Raw genomic sequence first — 18,961 nt, forward strand, 5'->3', positions numbered from 1 at the left:
GGGATTTCTGTGTCTGCTGTTGTTTGGATTTGGCTGGGCGCGTCCGGTGCCGGTGAATATTTCCAATTTTAAAAATCGCCGTGCCGGCATGGCGCTGACCGCTTTGGCCGGGCCGCTGGCGAACTTTATCATTGCGTTTATTGCATTTTGCGTATATATTCCGCTGCTGCCATACCAGAGTTATGCGTATGGAGGCGGTAATGCGGTGTTATATGTGATTGGGCAGTTTGTAATGATTGTGGGCTCCATGTCTGTGGGATTGGGTGTATTCAATTTGATTCCGGTGCATCCGCTGGATGGATCGCGCGTATTGGATGCAGTTATGCCGTTCTCCTGGTCGCTGCGTTTGCAGAAATATCAGGCGGCGTTTGTTGCAATATTTGCTGTTGCGCTGTGGATGGGATGGCTGGACGGATTGATGTCAATGGCAATCAATTTTGAACTTCGTCTGGCGCTGCGGTTCCTTTCCATATTTATATAAAATGGTGTGATATGGATTTTCATCTGGAAAACTTTGATGGGCCGCTGGATTTGCTGCTGCATTTAATTGCAAAAAACAAGGTCAGCATTTATGATATTCCGATTGCTGAGATTCTTGAGCAGTATATGGAGGTGCTGCATCGCGCAGAAGCAATGGATTTGGATGTAGCGGGGGATTTTGTTGCGATGGCGGCCCAGCTTGTCTATATCAAATCCAAGATGCTGCTGCCGAAATATGACGAAGAAGAAACGGACGACCCGCGTGCAGAACTGGTGGAGCAGCTGTTGGAATACCAGCGGCTGAAAGAGGCGGCGCCTTTTTTTCGAGATCATGGGGAACTTGGCCGTGATATCTTTGTCAGGCAGCCGGAAAATCTGGGCGATCTTCCGCAGGAATACCGGCATGTGCCGGAAGACCTGGTGCGGGCGGCTGGTCAGATATTGCGCAGAGCACAGCGGCGGTTGCCGCCCTCGCCGAAAGCATTTTCGGGAATTGTCGGACGGGAGCCGGTTCCTGTTGCTTCGCGTGTTACGATGATCTTGAAGCTTTTTTTAAAAAATACCTGTCTGAAGTTTCAGCAACTGTTTGATGATGCGCACAACCGTTCGGAGATCGTCGCTACTTTTTTGGCGGTATTGGAACTTTCCAAGCTGCATAGAGTCCGTCTGGAAGGCGACGGAGAGAATATGGAACTGACGCTTACAAATGATAAAGGAGAGTAAAGGCTGATGACCGAACTGGAGGCTGGTTTGGAAGCCGTGCTGTTTGCTGCAGGCGATGCAGTGTCGGTAGATCGCCTTGCTGCTGCGTTAGAAGTATCCCGCAGTGCGCTGCTGGAGGCCGCGGATACATTGGAAAGCCTGTATGATTTTGAAAAGCGGGGCATCATGCTGCTGCGGCTGGAGGATAAATTGCAGCTGTGCTCCCGACCAATTTATGCGCCTGCTGCCCGGCGTATCACAGAGTCGCGCAGGCCGCCCGCGCTTTCTGCCGCTGCGTTGGAAGTATTAACAATTGTTGCGTATCGTCAGCCGGTAACACGCGCGTTTATTGACCAGCTTCGCGGAGTGGACTCGGGCGGCACCGTAGCAGGATTGGCAGAAAAAGGATTGATTGAAGAGGCCGGTCGCATGGATATGCCCGGAAGACCAATTCTCTATCGTACCACGGAGGCGTTTTTGCGTACATTTTCGCTGAAAAGCTTAAATGAGCTTCCTGCGCTGCCTTCGTTAACGGATAATGAACAGATTGAGCTGGACATGGATGAACGGCAGGAAACTGCGGGGAACAGAACGCCTATAGTGGATAGATCAGCCGAAACGGAGTGAGATGGGTATGACCGATGTGGTTTTGCTGGTTGCGTTGGTTATACTGGGGATAGCGGCGGCAATTTTTTTGCTGATGATCCTGGCGCTTTTTATACGGACGGGCATAGATGCAGTTGGCGTGGATGGAACCGTGAGCGTTGAGGCACGCTACGGCATAGTGCGCATCCCCATCTGGCCGCCGCCACAGAAGAAGGGCAAGACTCCAAAAACAGAGAAAACGGCACAAAAGCAGGCAACAAAAAAGAAAAGGCAAAAGTATAAATATTCGCTGAATAAGGAAGAACTGGATATTGGGCAACTCATTTGTCTGGCGCTGACATTGCTCAGTGAATTGTCGGATACACTGCGTATCAGCCGTTTGCATGTGCGAGTGGTGATCGGCACAGAAGACGCTGCGCAAACAGGACTGTTATTGGGCGCTTCGGCGGCGATAACAGGCATGACGGTGCCCTTTTTAGAGAATACGTTTGAGATGAAAGATTACCATATTGATATTGATGCCGATTTTGAAGCTGCCAAAACAAATTGGGCGTCTACAGTATTTTGCTCTCTGCGGCCGATCAGCCTGGTTTTCCTGCTGTTGCGCCATAGACGCGAATTATTTTGCTTGTATAAACGATTGATTAAGAAAGAAGAGGCGATAGCAAATGAATGAGCATCCAATCAGCGGTTTGATGGCCGAAACAATGGAAAAAGTCAAGGAAATGATTACGACCAACACGATTGTGGGCGAACCGATTACCACGCCGGACGGAACGACTGTAATTCCGGTATCCAAGGTAACGTTTGGCTTTGGATCGGGCGGAAGCGAATTTGCTCCCAAACATGCTGCACAGCAGGCGCCGCTGGCGTTTGGCGGCGGCGGCGGCGCAGGCGTTACTGTTTCGCCGGTTTGTTTTTTGGTCATCGGCAGCAATGGCAGCACGAATATTCTTGGCGTAAACGCGCAGGCAACAACAACGGTGGACCGGTTGGTGGAAATGATACCTGGGGCAATCAATCGTGTTTCCAGCTTTGTGGAAGGACGGAAAGTAAAGCCAGAGCAGCAGTCAGAGCAGCAGCAAACATCCGACTCAGACGAATAATGCCGCGTTCCCCGCAAAACCTACTCATAGCAATCGTGAGTAGGTTTTGTTATGCAGGGGAGATGTACAATGAAAAGAAAAATGCTGGCGGCGCTTCTTGTATGCGCGCTGTGTCTACCAAGAGCGAATGCGGTGAGTGCGCAGGGCGCGGTGGTGATGGATGCAGATACGGGAGAGGTTCTGTTTGAGCAGAATGCCGACGCGCGGCTTCCGATGGCTTCCACAACCAAGATTATGACGGCGCTGGTCGCATTGAGCGAGGGAAATCTGGATCGGATCTATACCGTGAAGAAAGCGTATACCCTGGTAGAAGGTTCGTCCATGTATCTGCGAGAGGGAGAGAAAATTTCACTGCGCGATACGCTGTATGGGCTTTTGCTGGAGTCCGGAAACGATGCAGCGCTTGCTATTGCAGGCGAATGCGGCGGTCTGGAGGCGTTTGTCCAAAAAATGAACGCGAAGGCAGCTGCGCTTGGATTGAAAGATACCCATTTTGATAATCCCAATGGTCTGACAAGTGAGACACACTATACTACAGCGCGTGAACTGGCAGTTATTGCAGCAGCCGCTATGCAGGACCCCGTTTTTCGCCAGATTTCGGGAACCCAGAGCTATACGTCCGGGGACCATGTAATGCACAACCATAACAGGCTGCTGTCCATGTACGACGGCGCAATAAGCGGTAAAACCGGCTATACAAAGGCTGCCGGCAGGTGTCTGGTATCGGCTGCGGAACGCAATGGCCGCACATTGGTTGCGGTCACGCTGAACGACCCAAACGATTGGAACGATCATATGGAAATGCTGGATGCTTCGTTTGCAAAATATGAAGAAGTGATGCTTCATGAGGCCGGCAAGGAGATCGCCATGCAGCGCGTATTTGGCGGCAATATCGAAGATGTGCCGCTGCTGGCGCAGCATACAATAAAGGCGTATGTTCTGCCGGGAGAACTGGATAAAATTGAAACGGTCATATACGGCGACAGAATTTGCTATGCTCCGATTGCAAAGACCGCGCTGGCGGGACAAGTAGAATACCGGCTGGGCGGAAAGGCACTGGCGCGGGATGCGGTGGTGTATGGGGCGGCTTCATTGCTTTTGCCGGAGGAAAAAAATATTGCCGAGCGTATTTTAGAACGTATTTTGGGTTCTTCGTAACCTGATAGGAGGACATCTGTGGAAGAAAGACTGCAAAAAATTATGGCACAGGCAGGTCTCTGCTCTCGTCGGGAGGCAGAAAAATGGATTTTGGATGGCCGTGTAACGGTGAATGGACGGCGCGCCGCGCTTGGCAGCAGCGCGGACGCCCAGCGCGATAAAATTATGGTGGATGGAAAGCCGCTTGTTGGCGCGGAAGAGAAAAAATATTTGATGCTGTACAAGCCGCGCGGTTATGTGACGACGATGAAAGACGAGTTCGGCCGAAAAACGGTGGCTGCACTCGTGCGCGGCTGCCATGCCCGTGTGGTGCCGGTAGGACGGCTGGATTATAACTCCGAAGGCATGCTGCTGCTGACAAATGACGGTGCACTGGTGAACGCGCTGACACATCCGCGGCACGAGGTCGGCAAGTATTATGAAGTGCGGGTGCGTGGGCGGCTGGACAATATTCCGCGGCTGTCCGAACCAATGCGCATCGATGGATATGCGATTCGCCCGGCAGAGGTGGTTGTTCTGGAGCAGGATGAGCAAAGCGCCAAACTGCGTTTGATGATTCATGAAGGGCGCAACCGCCAGATTCGTAAAATGTGTGAGCAGTGCGGACTGGAGGTGCGGCGGTTAAAACGGGTGGCCATTGGAGAACTGCCGCTTGACCCCAGCCTGAAAGCGGGCGATTGGCGCGAGTTGACGGAATCCGAGCTGTTATATCTGCAAAACATATCTGCAATGGCGCAGGAAGAGTAGTCTCCTTGGATGGAATAGCCTTCGGCCGTGTTGGCTTTACGATAGCGTTTTGAAGGGAACTGACAAAACACAAACAGCCCCCGAGTGGGGCTGTTTGCATTCTTATCGGGACTTCTTAGGGTGCAGAAAACCCAAAATAGCTGAGAATACCGTCATAAATGCCCTGCGCGAATCCAAAGGGATCGTTTTCAAGCTTGTGTGCATCTATTGTGTTGCTCAGATAAGCCAACTCGACCAGAATAGCCGGCATGGCTGAACGACGCAGAACATATAGCGAAGGATTCAGCCGCACGCCGTTATCTTTTGTACCCACGCGCGCAACGATACCGTTCAGCACATGCTGCGCCAACCAGTAGGCCTGGGTATTCTGCTGGTAGACATAAACTTCCGTGCCGTTTACAGCGGGATTGACATTGGAGTTGCAGTGTATGCTGATAAAGTAATCCGCCGGCCAACTGTTAGCCATCCGCACTCTTGCGGCAAGGCTGGATGCATTGCTGGTACCCAAAATATCGTTGGGAGAATTTCGGCTCAGGCGGACAGAGAATCGTGGATCGGCCCGCAGCAAATCTGCAAGATAGGAACCGACAAGGTAGGTAACATCCTGCTCGCGCAGACCGTTTCCCTCCGCGCCGGTGTTAGGACCCATGGGATTGTGGCCTTGGTCGATAAAAATTTTGATTGCCAAGGAATCACCTCCTCTCTTTCATTGTATGCGAAGGAAGATGTGCGTGTATATTTTGCTGCTTTCCTTGACGGCAGCAAGAGAACAGTGCTATGCTGATAAAGAAAGGCAGAAGGCTGTCTGTTTGCCGGACCGGCATCTGCCAGGAGCCCAAAGAGATAAAAGGGGAGACATTCATTATGATAGAGATTGGACAGGATATGATTGACCGTCTGCTCCCAAGACGCGATGAAAACGCCAACAAGAATGATTTTGGACGCATACTGTGTGTATGTGGCTGTGCGGGTTATACTGGTGCGGCCTATTTTGCTGTACAGGGTGCTGTGCGTATGGGAAGCGGCGTAGTGACGCTGGCTACGCCGGAAAAAGCATGGCCTGTGCTGGCAGTCAAGCTGAACGAACCGGTGGTGCGGCCGATGCCGTGCGGGGCGGACGGCATGCTGTCCAAAGCATCTTTACCCATGCTGCTGTCGCTTGCGGAACGGGCGGACGCGCTGCTGATTGGCTGCGGACTGGGCCGGTCATATGCGGTGGCCGAAGTGGTGATCACTTTGCTGCAGCAGGCGCGCTGCCAGATTGTGTTGGATGCAGATGGAATAAATGCGCTTCGTGCGCATAAAGATGTACTGCGGCAAACGGCGCGTCCGGTAATCCTGACGCCGCATGCGGGGGAATTTGCCCGCTTGTCCGGTATAGAAGAAGCGGAACCTGCCGAATTGACGCTGTTTGCGCGAAAAAACAATTGTATCGTGTTATATAAGGGCCACCGTACCCTGATTGCTGCGCCGGATGGCGCATTATATCGCAATCACTCGGGCAATCCGGGCATGGCAAAAGGCGGCAGCGGAGACGTGTTGGCAGGCATGCTGGTCTCACTGTGCGGCCAGGGCCTGGGGCCGGTGGATGCAGCCTGTGCTGCGGCGTGGCTGCATGGCAGAGCGGGCGATTTGGCTGCAAATGCGCTTTCTGAATATGGAATGACGCCAAGCGATATGCTGTACCATCTGCCCCTTCTTCTGCGGCGATACAACACAAGGGAGTGGTAGTCTGAAGCGAATACGCTTGGCAGCGGTACTGGCGGTTATTTGCCTGTTGGCGGGCTGTAATGGCACAGAAGCAAGTGCAGAAAGTGTTGGCGAACACTTCCGCACAATGGACGGATTTGAAGCCCATATTAAGATGATTTCCGATTTGGGGCAGTCGGTGATGGAGTATGAGGCCGATTATACCTATTTTAAGGAAGAAAATGACGTATTTACCATTACAGCGCCCGAATCGCTCGCCGATATCAGCGGTACGATTGCGGGGGAGGATGCGGTACAGTTCTGCCTACAGTACGATGGTATGCAGCTTGATGATGCGATGCCGCAGCAGCAGGGGCTGACACCGGCAGACGGTCTGTATTGTTTGCTGGCCGATCTGCGCCGCGGAGAACCGGTACAGCAATGGACGGAACGAATGGATGGCCAGGAATTGCTTGTGCTGCGCTATGAAAATGAAAACGCCGCAGAAAAGACCGAAAAACAGATTTGGCTGACGGCGGATGGATACAGACCGGTATATGCCGAACTATATGCAGCAGGAAAATGTGTGCTGACGATACAGGTTACAGCATACGAGGAAATATAAAATTTGGGGATGAACAAACGATGGAAGCCAATAAAAACCGTGTGTGGGCAGAGGTCAGTCTGCAAACAATCGTCCATAATTATCAGGTTATTTGCGCACAGGCCAAGGCGCCTGTGTTGTGTGTGGTGAAAGCAGATGCTTATGGCCACGGTGCAGTGCGGGTCGCTGCGGCGCTGGAACGGGAAGGCGCGCCGTATTTTGCTGTAGCAACCGTGCCGGAGGCGGTTGAGCTCAGAGAAAACGGCATCAAAAAGCCGATTTTGATTCTGGGGTATGTGGATGAAGCGGATATGGAGATTGCAGCAAGACGGCATATCACCGTTCCGGTGTATGATTGCGAAACTGCAAGACAGTATTCTGCCGCAGCAGTGCGCACCGGCGAAACGCTGACGGTACATTATAAGCTGGATACCGGTATGACGCGGCTGGGTTTTCCATCGTGGGAGCGTGAGCAGACAGTACGGCAGATTTTGGATTGCGCAAATCTGCCTGGACTGCGCTCTGAGGGGATTTTTACACATTTTGCTGTGGCGGATGTTCCGGCAGGCAAAGAATATACAGAGCTGCAATATAAGCGGTTTCGTGATATATGTGATGATTTGAAAAAGAAGGGATTGCGGTTGCCGCTGCGGCACTGTGCAAACAGCGCGGGTATCCAGCACTATGAACAGACGCACTGCACAATGACGCGTGCCGGCATTATTCTGTATGGATGCCGGCCGGATGTTTCTGTACCGTATCAGCTGGATATCAAACCGGCTATGACAGTCAAAGCACGTGTGGTGCAGGTGCGGGAGATTCCGGCACAGACAACCGTCAGTTACGGACGCACCTATAAAACAGGGGACAAAATCCGGATGGCGGTGGTCTCCGTCGGGTATGCGGACGGCTATCTGCGGACAGGATCGGGCAGGGCGCATGTATTGCTGGGCGGCCGGCGGGCGCCGGTGCTGGGCCGCATCTGCATGGACATGTGCATGGTGCGCATCCCTGATGGGATGGAGGTTAATCGTGGAGATGAAGTGGTTGTCTATGGGACGGAGGGATGGACGGCCGAAGATGCCGCAAATGCGGCAGGCACAATCTCTTATGAGGTGCTGTGCGCGGTCAGCCGTCGCGTTCCCCGGTTCTATGTTGGGTAACTGGGGGATATCGTTTCGCATATGATGAAATGGGAAGAAATTCCCGCCCGCGGTACAGCAGGTTTTTATGTTATATTTTTTTGCTGTGTGGGCAAAATAGGTTTGCGGACAAACCGCAAATCTATTTCATCGGAGAGTGAATCAAGTGGATACCAGCATCAAACGGGGCGATATTTACTATGCCGATCTCAGCCCAGTGGTAGGCAGCGAACAGGGAGGCGTCCGTCCGGTACTTATTGTCCAGAATAATGTGGGCAATCGCTACAGTCCGACGGTGATTGCCGCTGCAATCACATCCCAGGTCAATAAGGCCAAGATGCCGACCCACATTACACTTGGCGCGCCGAATTATGGGCTGACAAAAGATTCGATTATATTGACCGAGCAGATTCGTACGCTGGATAAAAAACGCCTGCGCGAAAAAATGGGTTCGCTGGACGAAAGCGCAATGCGCCATGTGGATGAAGCGCTGGCGGTCAGTTTTGGTTTAGGCTCGGTACGGGATTAAAAGTATATTCACAGTAAAAAGCGCGTATCCTTTTTATGGATACGCGCTTTTTTAGGGAGGACTACAGATGCAGGCAGAAATTTGGTATGAAAATCGCAGCACGGGGACCCTGGAATGGGAATATGACCCCTACGGCGTACGGATTACGCTGGACTGCGCAAAACCCGGCAAGGAAGAAACGCTTCTGCGCTGTTACGGAAAGACGGACGGCTTCCCGCTGCTGATCGGTTTACCCGAACCGAAAGGGGAGCGGCTGCGGCTGTCACGTCACTTATCGCGGGAAACGCTGAAAGCCGCGGGGTGCCTGCATCGGATGCCGGATTTCTTTTATCTGTCAGAAAACGGAGCTATGCCCGCACAGAAAGAAAATCGGGCCGCAGATGCTTTGGAGAATAAAAGTCCTGCCGCAGCCTATACAACAGGGGACGCTGTTCTGGATCGTCTGCTGTCAGAGGAGGAGATATCCTGCCGGCAGCAAGATGCGTGCCTGGAACTTCGCTGTACCTTTCGCCCTGACAAGCCGTTTGCACTTGCCCCCATCTTCGCGTTGTGTTCTGTACAGAAAGAAGATGCTGTTTTGCGATGGGAAAAAAAGGCGCAGCCCTGACGGCTGCGCCTTCCAAAGATAAAATTATTTGACAATCATTTTTGCTTCCATATAGTAACGCTTCTCATGCGCTTCGCCCATGGAAAAGGTTTTGCGGGGAAGAACGCCGTCAAAAACAACGCCGCGGAACAGGTCATTTTTGGCAATATCAGGAAGAATAAAGCCGAAGTTTCCCTGCTTTTCTGCCAGCGAGCAGACAACGTCTTCACCGTGGATATAGTCGATTTTAACAGAAGAATGCTGGGCAAGGTATTCATCCAACCCCGCCTGGATGGTAGCCACCGGAATGGACCACTGGGGATTCTCCACTACAAACACGCCCTTTTTGCCTTCTGCCAAGAAAGGATAGCAGTGTGCGTTGTCAACGGCAGCGCTTGCCGTATAGGCTTTGCAGCCGTGCTGCTGATAAAAATCAATCAGGTCAGACAAAAGCGCATCTGCATCTACGCCGAACAGAATACGGTGTATCGGTTCGATGATCAGGCTTTCATCATGAATATTCACAACTTCGACCAATACATAGCGGGCGGGGTGGTTTTCCTGCTCTTCTGAAGTCAGGTCTTTCTTAACCTCTTCCCAATAGGCTTTTGCCGTCGCCATCGAGTGGTTTCCGTCTCCTACAGCATAAGGCAACAGTGCCTGCGCGTCGGTGCAGCCGTATTTTTTATTGAAAGTTTCGCGGTCACACAGTGCTGCCAGTTTGTCTTCGATATCCTCAGTTTCTTTGCCCTGCGGAATAAACCAGCCTGTAATATGTCCTCCGTTTTGCATCAAATCGGTGTCATATACCTGCGCAAAATCCTGGGTTTTATCAAACAGCGGCTCAATAATGGCGCGGTCAGGGTCGTCAATCAGAATCATAATATGCGGCAGTTCGATGCAGGCGCCCTGACGCACCTTCAGACGAGGCGGAATGCGTTCCACAACGGTTTTTTCGGTCGGACGAATCAGGGATTGGGAGCCGGCGCCGTATTCATAGGCTTCAAGGTCAACCGCGAGTACAAGACCGCGCCGCGGGCATGAACCGCCCGAAAACCGCTCAGTCAAAATCATGCCGGCGGGCATGGCTTGGAGCGTTCCTTCAGCGATGTACTGATGCATGGTTTGGTGAATCTTCTCGGTGCGAGAGGCAACATCTGCATCCTCAAGATAAACTTCAGGCAGCGTAAGCCGCAACGTGGAAGGGGCAGTGCCGACAATGCGGTCGGTTTCTGCCCAATAGTCGGGCTGCGAGGTGTACTGGTCACAGGCAATGACTGCCCACTTGGAGAGATCACAGTCCTTTTTCGGCATTAATATGCAGGGGACATGGGTAACTCGGTTTTCCATTGAAATACTTCCTCCTGTGTGGCGTTGAAATCAATATAAGTATAGCAGAAAAACAGCAGAAGAGCACGAAAAAAATGAAAATTATGGACTTTTTTAAAAATGGATAAGGCAGGTGGTTAGGTGCAACAATGTTGTATGAAGTAAAATGAAAAATTTAGGTAGTAATGACAAGTATATGGTATTGATTGCTTTTTTCAATAATCAGGACAGTTTCTGCCATCTACAGCATCAATTACAAGTCATATTGTTCTTTTTGATGCACATGATACTATCAGCAAAACCCCAAAACACAAAACAAAAGGAGAGAAAAATTATGGCTAACACACAGAATGGTTCTAATCAGGGTATGGTGCCGGAAGCGCGCGCAGCGATGGATCGCTTTAAGATGGAGGCGGCAGCCGAGGTCGGCGTCAACCTCAAGGAAGGCTATAACGGCGACCTGACTTCCCGTCAGGCAGGCTCGGTCGGCGGCCAGATGGTGAAAAAGATGATCGAATCTTATGAGCAGAAGCTGGCCGGTCAGGGCTAAGCAGTCCTTTTGATCAAAAGCGCGCTGTTTTCGGAAATCCGAAAACCGCGCGCTTTTCCAATTCTTTTTATTACCATGTGAAATGAATATACTCTGTAGAAAATATACGAATATCCTCGCTGCATGCTTGTTGCCGAAACAGATAGCTGATATAATATAATAAAAAAGATGAAGAAGGACGCTATGAAACGACTGGTTATTGGAATACTGGCCCATGTTGACGCAGGAAAAACAACGCTTTCTGAAGCGATGCTATATCAAGCGGGCAGCTTGAGAAAACTAGGCCGTGTAGATCGCGGAGATGCGTTTTTGGATACTTTTGCACTGGAACGTGAACGCGGAATCACGATTTTTTCCAAACAGGCGGCTTTGAAACTGCCCCATACCGAGCTCACGTTACTGGACACCCCTGGACATGTGGATTTTTCGGCTGAAATGGAAAGAACGCTGCAGGCGTTGGACTGTGCGGTACTGGTCATCAGCGGCACGGACGGCGTGCAGGCCCATACGCTGACATTGTGGCGGCTGCTGGAGCGGATGCAGATTCCCGTCTTTTTGTTTGTCAATAAGATGGACTTGGCCGGGGCCGGCAGGATGGATGTGCTGCGTGAATTGCGTTTACGGCTGCATGAAAGCTGCATAGATTTCAGCATGGATGCGGATAGAGAATCTTTACAGGAAAACATTGCCGTATGCGATGAAACATTATTGGAAAGATATCTGGCAGAAGGCGTTGTACAGGACAGCGATATTGCTTTGCAGGTTGCAGCAAGACGGGTTTTTCCGTGCTATTTTGGTTCTGCTTTGCAGCTGAACGGCGTAGATGCCCTGCTGGACGGCCTGGATCGATATACGGTTATGCCCGCATACCCGTCCGAGTTTGGTGCGCGTGTGTTTAAAATTGCGCGGGATGAAAAGGAAAACCGTTTGACATACCTGAAAATGACAGGCGGCAGACTTTGCGTCAGGGAATCGGTCAGCGGAAACAAAGACTGGAAGGAAAAGGTCAATCAGATTCGCTTGTATTCCGGCGCAAAATATCAGACAATAGAGTGCGCAGAAGCAGGTATGGTAGTTGCGGTGACAGGGCTGACGCAGACAAGGCCGGGCATGGTTTTAGGCAGCGCGGAAGATACAGAGCTCCCAGTGCTCGAACCGGTATTGACCTATGAACTGAGATTGCCCGAAGGCTGTGATCCGCATACCATGCTTCCCAAGCTGCGCCAGCTTGAGGAAGAGGACCCGATGCTGCGTGTGGTATGGAACGAAACGCTTGGCGCAATTCATATGCAGCTGATGGGAGAAATACAGCTTGAAATCCTGACGCGTTTGATCGAGGAGCGCTTTGGGATTACAGTAGCTTTTGATACAGGTAATATTGTTTATAAGGAGACCATTGCTGCGCCTGTAGTTGGCATTGGACATTTTGAGCCTTTGCGGCATTACGCCGAGGTGCATTTGTTGTTGGAGCCGGCAGAAAGAGGCAGCGGTATTGCCTTTGACACAACGTGCAGCACAGATATGCTGGATTTGAATTGGCAGCGGCTTATTTTGACGCATTTGTCAGAAAAACAACATTGCGGCATCCTGACCGGCGCCCCTTTGACAGATATCAAGATAACCCTGCTGGCAGGCAGGGCCCATTTGAAGCATACGGAAGGCGGCGATTTCCGCGAGGCGACTTACCGTGCGGTGCGCAATGGACTCATGCAGGCGGAAAATGTATTGCTGGAGCCGTATTATGCTTTCCGGCTGGAGATTCCGGCGGACTGCGTCGGCCGGGCAATGAGCGATATTCAACGCATGGAAGGCAGTTTTGATGCACCTGAACCGAAGGCGGATTATACAGTGCTGACTGGTACGGCACCTGTGGCTTTGATGCGCAACTACTGGACGGAAGTTGCGGCTTATACAAAGGGTATGGGACGATTATCCTGCACATTAGGCGAATATCTGCCCTGCCACAACACGGATGAAATCGTCGCGGCGACAGGCTATGATGCAGAAAGAGATGTGGAGAATACGCCCGATTCTGTTTTTTGTGCGCATGGCGCTGGATATACCGTAAAATGGAACGAGGTGAAGCAAAACGCGCATGTCGATACTGGATGGCGGCTGCCTCAGCCGGAACAACAGCCGGCTGCACCGGTATCCGGCACGGGGAGGACGGCGCGGCCCCTTTCCGGTATAGAGGATGATAAGGAGCTGCGGGCACTGTTTGAGCGCACTTATGGACCGATTAAGAATCGCGGTTTTGAAGCATTTCGACAGAGCCACAAGCAGAATGAAACATTGGAGCAGCTTTATGTTACCCGTATTCGGGAGGACGATTACCTTCTGGTAGACGGATATAACATTATTTTTTCGTGGGACGAGCTGCATGATATCGCAGCAGGGGATATCAACGCGGCACGGGAAGCGCTGGTGAACCTATTGAGCAATTATCAGGCTGTGCGCAAGTGTCGGCTGATTGTTGTGTTTGATGCCTATAAGGTAAAAGGCGGAGTCGGCTCGATTGAAAAACGGCATGGGCTGAATATTGTATATACGAAAGAGGCGGAAACTGCCGATATGTATATTGAGCAGGCATCGTATGATTTGTCGCGCAGGCATCGTGTGCGTGTGGCAACATCAGACGGCATGGAACAGATGATTATTCTTGGACACGGCGCAGAGCGGATGAGTGCAAATGAGCTGAAATGGGAAGTGGAGCAGGCAAACCGGCATATTGACACAGTGGTGCAGTCTCTGGAAAAATAGGGAAATTTCCGTGCGCGAACAGACCCCTGGACTTGAAATTTTGCCTCGTTTGTGGCATAATAGTGCCAAAGGGGGATGCATATGAAGATATCGACGAAGGGACGGTATGCCCTGCGGCTGATGATTGATTTGGCGCAGCATGATGCAGGCGGATATATTCCTCTGCGTGACATCTCCAGAAGACAGGGGATTTCTGCAAAATATTTGGAACAGATTGTCGTTCAGCTCTCCCGTGCAGGATTTGTTAAGTCTACCCGGGGGGTGCAGGGTGGATATCAGCTTGCAAAGCAGCCCGCCGAGTACACGGTAGGAGATATTCTGCGTATCACAGAAGGCTCGCTGGCTCCGGTTGCCTGTCTGGAATGCGAACCGGTAGAGTGCGTGCGTGCGGCGGAGTGTGCCACGCTGGACTTTTGGCGCGGTTTGTTTGAGACGGTGAATCAATATGTGGATGCTACAACGCTTGAAGATTTGGTAAAGCGCAGCAGCGCGCCGGATTACTCGATCTGATGTTTGGCAGACCGAGAAGGCTGCGGAGCAGCGTGAAAAATGATGGATGCGCTCATACGGTATTCACTGGAAAAGCGGAAGTTGCAGTTTAATATCTGCGGAAGTTTATTTTGCAGCAAGGGTACGGGAGAAATCCGTACCCTTTTTTCGGCTGAACAGAATAATACTGTTCGATGCGATTCTTGACAGGGTTGCGTTTGAATGCTACTATATTATAATAGATATTTGTGCCTGAGGGAGGAATTCTCGTGACAGATTCGAAGCGCCAGACAGAGATTGAGTGCTGTGAAGAACATGTGATTCATACGGAAGCAGTACTGCTGGCGCGTGCCCAGATGCCGGATGAGGAAACCACTTCTGCCGCCTCTGATTTTTTCAAAGCCTTTTCGGATAAAACACGTTTGCGAATTTTGGCGGCGCTGAACACAAAAGAGCTATGTGTCTGTGATATAGCGGCGCTTTTGGGTATGAGCCAGTCGGCTATTTCCCATCAACTGCGTTTTTTGAAGCAGGCGCGCTTGGTCAAAAGCAGAAAAAACGGAAAAACCGTGTATTATGCGCTGTGTGACAGCCATATTCAGACAATTTTGGCACAGGGCATTGCGCATGTGCAGGAGGGATAGATCAATGCAAAGGAAAAATATCCAAGCGGATGGGCTGGACGAAGATACGTTGCAGATACCAGACATGCCGGAAAGCATTTCAACAGAAGAACTTTTGGCACAACTGGATGCAGTCGTTCGTCCGCCCGAAGAGCAGGAGAGCGAGGAAAGCGCTGTGCAGGAAGAAGAACCGAAAGCGTCTGATGATGCGCAGCAGCCGGAGAAAGAAGAAAATATAGCGGAAATGCAGGCAGAGACGCAAGCCGTTGCTCCGGATGAGCAGCAGGAATTGCAGACGGCAGCATCGGAGAAAAATGATGAGGAACCCCCCGAACTGCCGCCGATTGATGAGACCACAATGGCTCTTTCAATACCGGAAGAGGACGAAACCGCGGGCATGTCTTTTCTGGAGCGCGCGCAGTATCACGCGCGTATGCGCCGCCGCGAGCAGACGCGCCTTCGCAGAGAAAATGCGCGCCGTGGAGCAGCAGGGGTGGAAGTGCCTTATCAGCCAATGTCTGCCTTTGATATTCGCATGACCGTAATACGCCTTGCGATTGCTTTGGCTTTTTTGGTCTTAGGAAAACTGCTGGGAGAATGGACAAGCGCCTCTCTGCTTTTTTATGTGGTGGCATATTTGATTACTGCGCTGCCAATTGCGGCGCAGGTCGCTCGTAACTTTACACACGGAAAGTATTTTGATGAATATTTGCTGATTTTGATTGCCTCTCTGGGCGCTTTTCTGCTGGGACGGCGTCCGGAGGCAAGCATTGTTCTGATTCTGCACGGTGTAGGTAAAATGGTCAGCGATCTGGTGCTGCGCTCCACGCATAAATCGCTGTCCAAGCAGATTGATTTTGTCCCTGAAAAAGCCTCGCTGGTCAATATGCAGGGCGAAGAACGCCAGGTGATGCCGGCAGAAATTCAGGTTGGTGAGTTTGTGCTGGTTCGCTCCGGAGAGAGAATTCCGATTGATGGCGTTGTTTTGCGCGGCGAAGGCACTGTGGATGATGCGGTCCTCACCGGTGCCAGCGAGCCTGTTGCTGTGGTAAAGGATGCAAAGGTTCTGGCCGGCAGTCTGTACACCGGTTCTTTGCTGTTGCTGCGCGCTGCGGAACGGTTTGAAGACTGCGCGGTCAATCGTGTTCTGCGGGTGCAGGAGGAATCGGCCGGCAGGCGCGCTTCGCTGGAGGAAAGTGTTCACCATGGAGCGGGTCGAATTATTCCGGTGATTATTGTGCTGGCGGTATTGCTGTCCATCATTCCGCCGCTGTTTAATTCTGGCACCTCAATGGCAAGCTGGGTATACAGGGCGCTGACGATTGTTGTTGTGTGCTGCCCAACAGCGCTGATGATTTCTGTGCCGCTCAGCTTTATGGGCGGGAGCGGCCGTCTGTCGCAGAAGGGGATTCATGTCAAGGGCGGCGAGGCCGTGGAGAAAATGGCTGAGCTGCGCATGGTCGTATTTGATAAGACGGGCACATTAACGGAAGGCAATCTTCGCGTAAAGGAAATTCAGACGACGAGCGACTTTAACCAGGAAAGCATTCTGGCGCTGGCCGCAGCAGCGGAACAGCTTTCTCCGCATCCGGTGGCCCGCGCGGTTGTTGCTGCTTATCAAAGCGTGCCGCAGAAGGTCAGTGAATTTGAGGAATTTCCGGGACGCGGCGTTCGTGCGCGCATCGGCAACCGGAACCTGCTGGCAGGCAACCGGAAACTGATGATTTCCCGCGGCGTGAAAGGGGTGCCGGATATTCGCGGCACTGTTGTGTATGTGGCCTATGAGGGGGATTATGCCGGTGCAATTGTGCTGGAGGATACGGTGCGCAGCGAAGCGGCAGAGGCGATTCAGGGCCTGAAGTCTCAGGGTGTGCTGCGAACGGTCATTCTGACGGGCGACACTGAGCTGCCTGCACAGCAGACCGCTGATGCCATCGGCATTGATACGGTTCATTACGGCCTCCTGCCGGAAGAGAAAGCATCGAAAATGGAGTTTCTGCTTCGCACTATTCCGACGGACGGTACGGCTGCCTATGTAGGAGACGGAATCAACGATATCGAAGAGCTGAAACTGGCTGACGTCGGCGTAGCGATGGGCGTAGCCGGCTCACAGAGGACAGCTGACGCTGCCAATGTGCTGATTATGACCAACAGTTTGACGAAGCTGAGTGAAGCAGTGCGTATTTGCCGCCGGACGCATAGCATTGCGCTGCAAAATATGCTGCTGGTTTTGCTGATCAAAATTGCCCTGGTTCTGCTGACGCTGCTGGGGGTTGCAACCATGTGGCAGGCTATTGCGGCAGACGTGCTGCTGACGGTTTTAACGGTGCTCAATTCCACCCGTATTCTCGGGATTAAGTGAAAAAACAAAGGACCATGCCGGACAAACGGTATGGTCTTTTTGCGCGAAATATGTTATACTAACTCTGTATCTTGTGATGGAGGAAAATAACTTGCACAAAAAGATGGAAGCTATCCTGTCCCGCGTGCAGAAGCCGGCGCGTTATGTCGGCGGCGAGTGGGGCTCTGTGATGAAGGACAAAAAGGAAGTTGATCTGCGGTTTGCGTTTTGCTTCCCAGATACCTATGAGGTTGCCATGTCGCACTTGGGTTCGCGCATCCTGTATGGTCTGCTCAACGATCAGAAGGGAATCTGGTGCGAACGGGTCTGTGCGCCGTGGATTGATATGGAAGCCGAACTGCGTGCGGCGGGAATTCCGCTGTACGGACTGGAGAGCGGCGACCCGCTCTGTGAGTTTGATATTATCGCGTTTACACTGCAATACGAATTGTCGTTTACCAATATCCTGAATATGCTCGATCTCGGCGGCGTACCGGTGCTTGCAAAGGACCGCACAGACCTGAAGCATATCGTCGCCTGCGGCGGCCCCTGCGCCTACAATCCGGAACCGCTTGCGGATTTTGTCGATTTGTTTATGATCGGTGATGGTGAGGAAATCATGCTGGAATTCACCGATCTGTACCGCAGGGCCAAGCGGGAAGGGTGGAGCAAGCAGGATTTTCTGATTCAGGCGGCGCAGATCGAGGGAATGTATGTTCCGTCTCTGTATGAGGTTTCGTATCACGATGACGGAACGATCGACTGCGTGACCCCGATGCATGGTGCGCCGGAGATGGTGCAGAAGCGCATTGTAAAGGATTTGGATACAATGTATTATCCGGAATCCTTTGTGGTGCCGTCCACCGATATCGTGTTTGACCGCGCCATGGTCGAACTGTTCCGCGGCTGCCCGCGCGGCTGCCGGTTCTGTCAGGCTGGGCATACCTACCGGCCGCTGCGCACCAAGTCCAAGGAGGTGCTCCTGCGGCAGGCTGAGGCGGTGCTGAAAAATTCGGGCTATGAGGAAATTTCGCTTTCCTCGCTCTCCACCAGTGATTACGGCGATCTGTCCGGTTTGACCGAGGGGATGCTGGATTACTGCGAGCCGCGCCATATCAGCCTGTCGCTTCCGTCGCTTCGTGCGGACAGCTTCAGCGCAGAACTGATGCAGCGCGTGCAGAAAACCCGCAAAAGCGGCCTGACCTTTGCCTGCGAAGCCGGTACGCAGCGACTGCGCGATGTTATCAATAAAAACATCCGCGAGGAGGACGTGCTTCACGCCTGTGAGATCGCATTTCAGGGCGGCTGGAACAACGTAAAGCTTTATTTTATGATCGGTCTCCCCACCGAAACTACCGAAGATCTGGATGGCATCGCGGAAATCTGCAAAAAGGTTGCTTACTGCTGGCGGGTCAACACCACAAACCGTGCGCGCGGCGTGAAAATCACCGCGTCCGCTTCCTGCTTTGTGCCTAAGCCGCAGACACCGTTCCAGTGGGACGCACAGGATACGCTGAAGC

At 52.1% G+C, this 18,961-nt stretch carries 20 protein-coding genes; 18 read left to right on the forward strand and 2 right to left on the reverse strand.

Features of this window, described 5'->3' with window-relative positions; all coding sequences use genetic code 11:
* The 7 genes from ACOYIE_RS03365 to ACOYIE_RS03395 form a co-directional block, all read left to right on the forward strand.
* Positions 1-481 (forward strand): site-2 protease family protein (locus ACOYIE_RS03365; protein ID WP_433410753.1); only part of this gene is annotated, 481 nt, incomplete at its 5' end.
* Between the two features lie 11 nt (positions 482-492).
* Positions 493-1,203 (forward strand): segregation and condensation protein A, encoded by a 711-nt coding sequence (locus ACOYIE_RS03370; protein ID WP_433410754.1) that lies wholly within the window; start codon positions 493-495, stop codon positions 1,201-1,203.
* Between the two features lie 6 nt (positions 1,204-1,209).
* A complete protein-coding gene (gene scpB, locus ACOYIE_RS03375; RefSeq protein ID WP_433410755.1) occupies positions 1,210-1,809 on the forward strand; it encodes an SMC-Scp complex subunit ScpB in 600 nt (199 codons plus the stop codon).
* Position 1,810: 1 nt separating this feature from the next.
* Positions 1,811-2,464: a DUF2953 domain-containing protein gene (locus ACOYIE_RS03380; RefSeq protein WP_433410756.1), complete on the forward strand. Its 654-nt coding sequence runs from the start codon at positions 1,811-1,813 to the stop codon at positions 2,462-2,464.
* Positions 2,457-2,894 carry a GerW family sporulation protein gene (gene ytfJ / locus ACOYIE_RS03385; RefSeq protein WP_433410757.1) on the forward strand — a complete coding sequence of 146 codons (438 nt, stop codon included), beginning with the start codon at positions 2,457-2,459 and terminating at the stop codon, positions 2,892-2,894. The genes ACOYIE_RS03380 and ytfJ overlap by 8 nt, the downstream gene beginning before the upstream one ends.
* Positions 2,895-2,963: 69 nt before the next feature.
* Positions 2,964-4,052, forward strand: coding sequence for a D-alanyl-D-alanine carboxypeptidase family protein (locus ACOYIE_RS03390; protein ID WP_433410758.1), 1,089 nt, complete (start codon positions 2,964-2,966; stop codon positions 4,050-4,052).
* Between the two features lie 18 nt (positions 4,053-4,070).
* Complete coding sequence (locus ACOYIE_RS03395; protein ID WP_433410759.1) at positions 4,071-4,799, forward strand: pseudouridine synthase; 729 nt, start codon at positions 4,071-4,073, stop codon at positions 4,797-4,799.
* 115 nt (positions 4,800-4,914) lie between these two features.
* Here the strand turns inward: ACOYIE_RS03395 and ACOYIE_RS03400 are convergent, their stop codons facing one another.
* Positions 4,915-5,487, reverse strand: coding sequence for an N-acetylmuramoyl-L-alanine amidase family protein (locus ACOYIE_RS03400; protein ID WP_433410760.1), 573 nt, complete (start codon positions 5,485-5,487; stop codon positions 4,915-4,917).
* A gap of 176 nt (positions 5,488-5,663) precedes the next feature.
* Here ACOYIE_RS03400 and ACOYIE_RS03405 point away from each other — a divergent pair, with 176 nt between their 5' ends.
* The 5 genes from ACOYIE_RS03405 to ACOYIE_RS03425 all read left to right on the forward strand — a co-directional run bounded on the left by ACOYIE_RS03405 (position 5,664) and on the right by ACOYIE_RS03425 (position 9,370).
* On the forward strand, positions 5,664-6,530 hold the full coding sequence (locus tag ACOYIE_RS03405) for an NAD(P)H-hydrate dehydratase (RefSeq protein ID WP_433410761.1): 867 nt from the start codon (positions 5,664-5,666) through the stop codon (positions 6,528-6,530).
* 106 nt (positions 6,531-6,636) lie between these two features.
* The gene (locus ACOYIE_RS03410) at positions 6,637-7,113 is read left to right on the forward strand and encodes a hypothetical protein (protein ID WP_433410762.1); all 477 of its coding nucleotides are present in this window, start codon (positions 6,637-6,639) and stop codon (positions 7,111-7,113) included.
* 20 nt (positions 7,114-7,133) lie between these two features.
* Positions 7,134-8,255, forward strand: a complete 1,122-nt coding sequence (alr, locus tag ACOYIE_RS03415) for an alanine racemase (RefSeq protein WP_433410763.1) — start codon at positions 7,134-7,136, stop codon at positions 8,253-8,255.
* Positions 8,256-8,400: 145 nt separating this feature from the next.
* Positions 8,401-8,763, forward strand: coding sequence for a type II toxin-antitoxin system PemK/MazF family toxin (locus tag ACOYIE_RS03420; protein WP_433410772.1), 363 nt, complete (start codon positions 8,401-8,403; stop codon positions 8,761-8,763).
* 67 nt (positions 8,764-8,830) lie between these two features.
* A complete protein-coding gene (locus ACOYIE_RS03425) occupies positions 8,831-9,370 on the forward strand; it encodes a hypothetical protein (RefSeq protein WP_433410764.1) in 540 nt (179 codons plus the stop codon).
* A gap of 24 nt (positions 9,371-9,394) precedes the next feature.
* Here the strand turns inward: ACOYIE_RS03425 and ACOYIE_RS03430 are convergent, their stop codons facing one another.
* A complete protein-coding gene (locus ACOYIE_RS03430) occupies positions 9,395-10,699 on the reverse strand; it encodes a DUF1015 domain-containing protein (protein ID WP_433410765.1) in 1,305 nt (434 codons plus the stop codon).
* Between the two features lie 313 nt (positions 10,700-11,012).
* Between ACOYIE_RS03430 and ACOYIE_RS03435 the strand changes: the two genes are divergently transcribed.
* The 6 genes from ACOYIE_RS03435 to ACOYIE_RS03460 form a co-directional block, all read left to right on the forward strand.
* Positions 11,013-11,228, forward strand: a complete 216-nt coding sequence (locus ACOYIE_RS03435) for an alpha/beta-type small acid-soluble spore protein (protein WP_433410766.1) — start codon at positions 11,013-11,015, stop codon at positions 11,226-11,228.
* A gap of 183 nt (positions 11,229-11,411) precedes the next feature.
* Complete coding sequence (locus ACOYIE_RS03440; RefSeq protein WP_433410767.1) at positions 11,412-13,988, forward strand: NYN domain-containing protein; 2,577 nt, start codon at positions 11,412-11,414, stop codon at positions 13,986-13,988.
* Between the two features lie 81 nt (positions 13,989-14,069).
* Positions 14,070-14,498: an RrF2 family transcriptional regulator gene (locus tag ACOYIE_RS03445; RefSeq protein ID WP_433410768.1), complete on the forward strand. Its 429-nt coding sequence runs from the start codon at positions 14,070-14,072 to the stop codon at positions 14,496-14,498.
* A 248-nt stretch (positions 14,499-14,746) separates the two neighbouring features.
* On the forward strand, positions 14,747-15,121 hold the full coding sequence (locus ACOYIE_RS03450; RefSeq protein ID WP_433410769.1) for an ArsR/SmtB family transcription factor: 375 nt from the start codon (positions 14,747-14,749) through the stop codon (positions 15,119-15,121).
* 4 nt (positions 15,122-15,125) lie between these two features.
* Positions 15,126-17,462 carry a heavy metal translocating P-type ATPase gene (locus tag ACOYIE_RS03455; protein ID WP_433410770.1) on the forward strand — a complete coding sequence of 779 codons (2,337 nt, stop codon included), beginning with the start codon at positions 15,126-15,128 and terminating at the stop codon, positions 17,460-17,462.
* Positions 17,463-17,553: 91 nt separating this feature from the next.
* Positions 17,554-18,961, forward strand: a 1,408-nt coding sequence (locus ACOYIE_RS03460) for a TIGR03960 family B12-binding radical SAM protein (protein ID WP_433410771.1), incomplete at its 3' end; no start/stop codon positions are given.

It is taken from the genome of Agathobaculum sp., assembly GCF_050946325.1.
Lineage (GTDB): Bacteria > Bacillota > Clostridia > Oscillospirales > Butyricicoccaceae > Agathobaculum.

Coding starts and splice junctions, on each gene's coding strand:
- ACOYIE_RS03370 (WP_433410754.1), top strand. CDS start 493: ATGGATTTTCATCTGGAAAACTTTGATGGGCCGCTGGATTTGCTGCTG.
- scpB (WP_433410755.1), top strand. CDS start 1,210: ATGACCGAACTGGAGGCTGGTTTGGAAGCCGTGCTGTTTGCTGCAGGC.
- ACOYIE_RS03380 (WP_433410756.1), top strand. CDS start 1,811: ATGGGTATGACCGATGTGGTTTTGCTGGTTGCGTTGGTTATACTGGGG.
- ytfJ (WP_433410757.1), top strand. CDS start 2,457: ATGAATGAGCATCCAATCAGCGGTTTGATGGCCGAAACAATGGAAAAA.
- ACOYIE_RS03390 (WP_433410758.1), top strand. CDS start 2,964: ATGAAAAGAAAAATGCTGGCGGCGCTTCTTGTATGCGCGCTGTGTCTA.
- ACOYIE_RS03405 (WP_433410761.1), top strand. CDS start 5,664: ATGATAGAGATTGGACAGGATATGATTGACCGTCTGCTCCCAAGACGC.
- ACOYIE_RS03410 (WP_433410762.1), top strand. CDS start 6,637: ATGGACGGATTTGAAGCCCATATTAAGATGATTTCCGATTTGGGGCAG.
- alr (WP_433410763.1), top strand. CDS start 7,134: ATGGAAGCCAATAAAAACCGTGTGTGGGCAGAGGTCAGTCTGCAAACA.
- ACOYIE_RS03425 (WP_433410764.1), top strand. CDS start 8,831: ATGCAGGCAGAAATTTGGTATGAAAATCGCAGCACGGGGACCCTGGAA.
- ACOYIE_RS03430 (WP_433410765.1), bottom strand. CDS start 10,699: ATGGAAAACCGAGTTACCCATGTCCCCTGCATATTAATGCCGAAAAAG.
- ACOYIE_RS03435 (WP_433410766.1), top strand. CDS start 11,013: ATGGCTAACACACAGAATGGTTCTAATCAGGGTATGGTGCCGGAAGCG.
- ACOYIE_RS03440 (WP_433410767.1), top strand. CDS start 11,412: ATGAAACGACTGGTTATTGGAATACTGGCCCATGTTGACGCAGGAAAA.
- ACOYIE_RS03445 (WP_433410768.1), top strand. CDS start 14,070: ATGAAGATATCGACGAAGGGACGGTATGCCCTGCGGCTGATGATTGAT.
- ACOYIE_RS03455 (WP_433410770.1), top strand. CDS start 15,126: ATGCAAAGGAAAAATATCCAAGCGGATGGGCTGGACGAAGATACGTTG.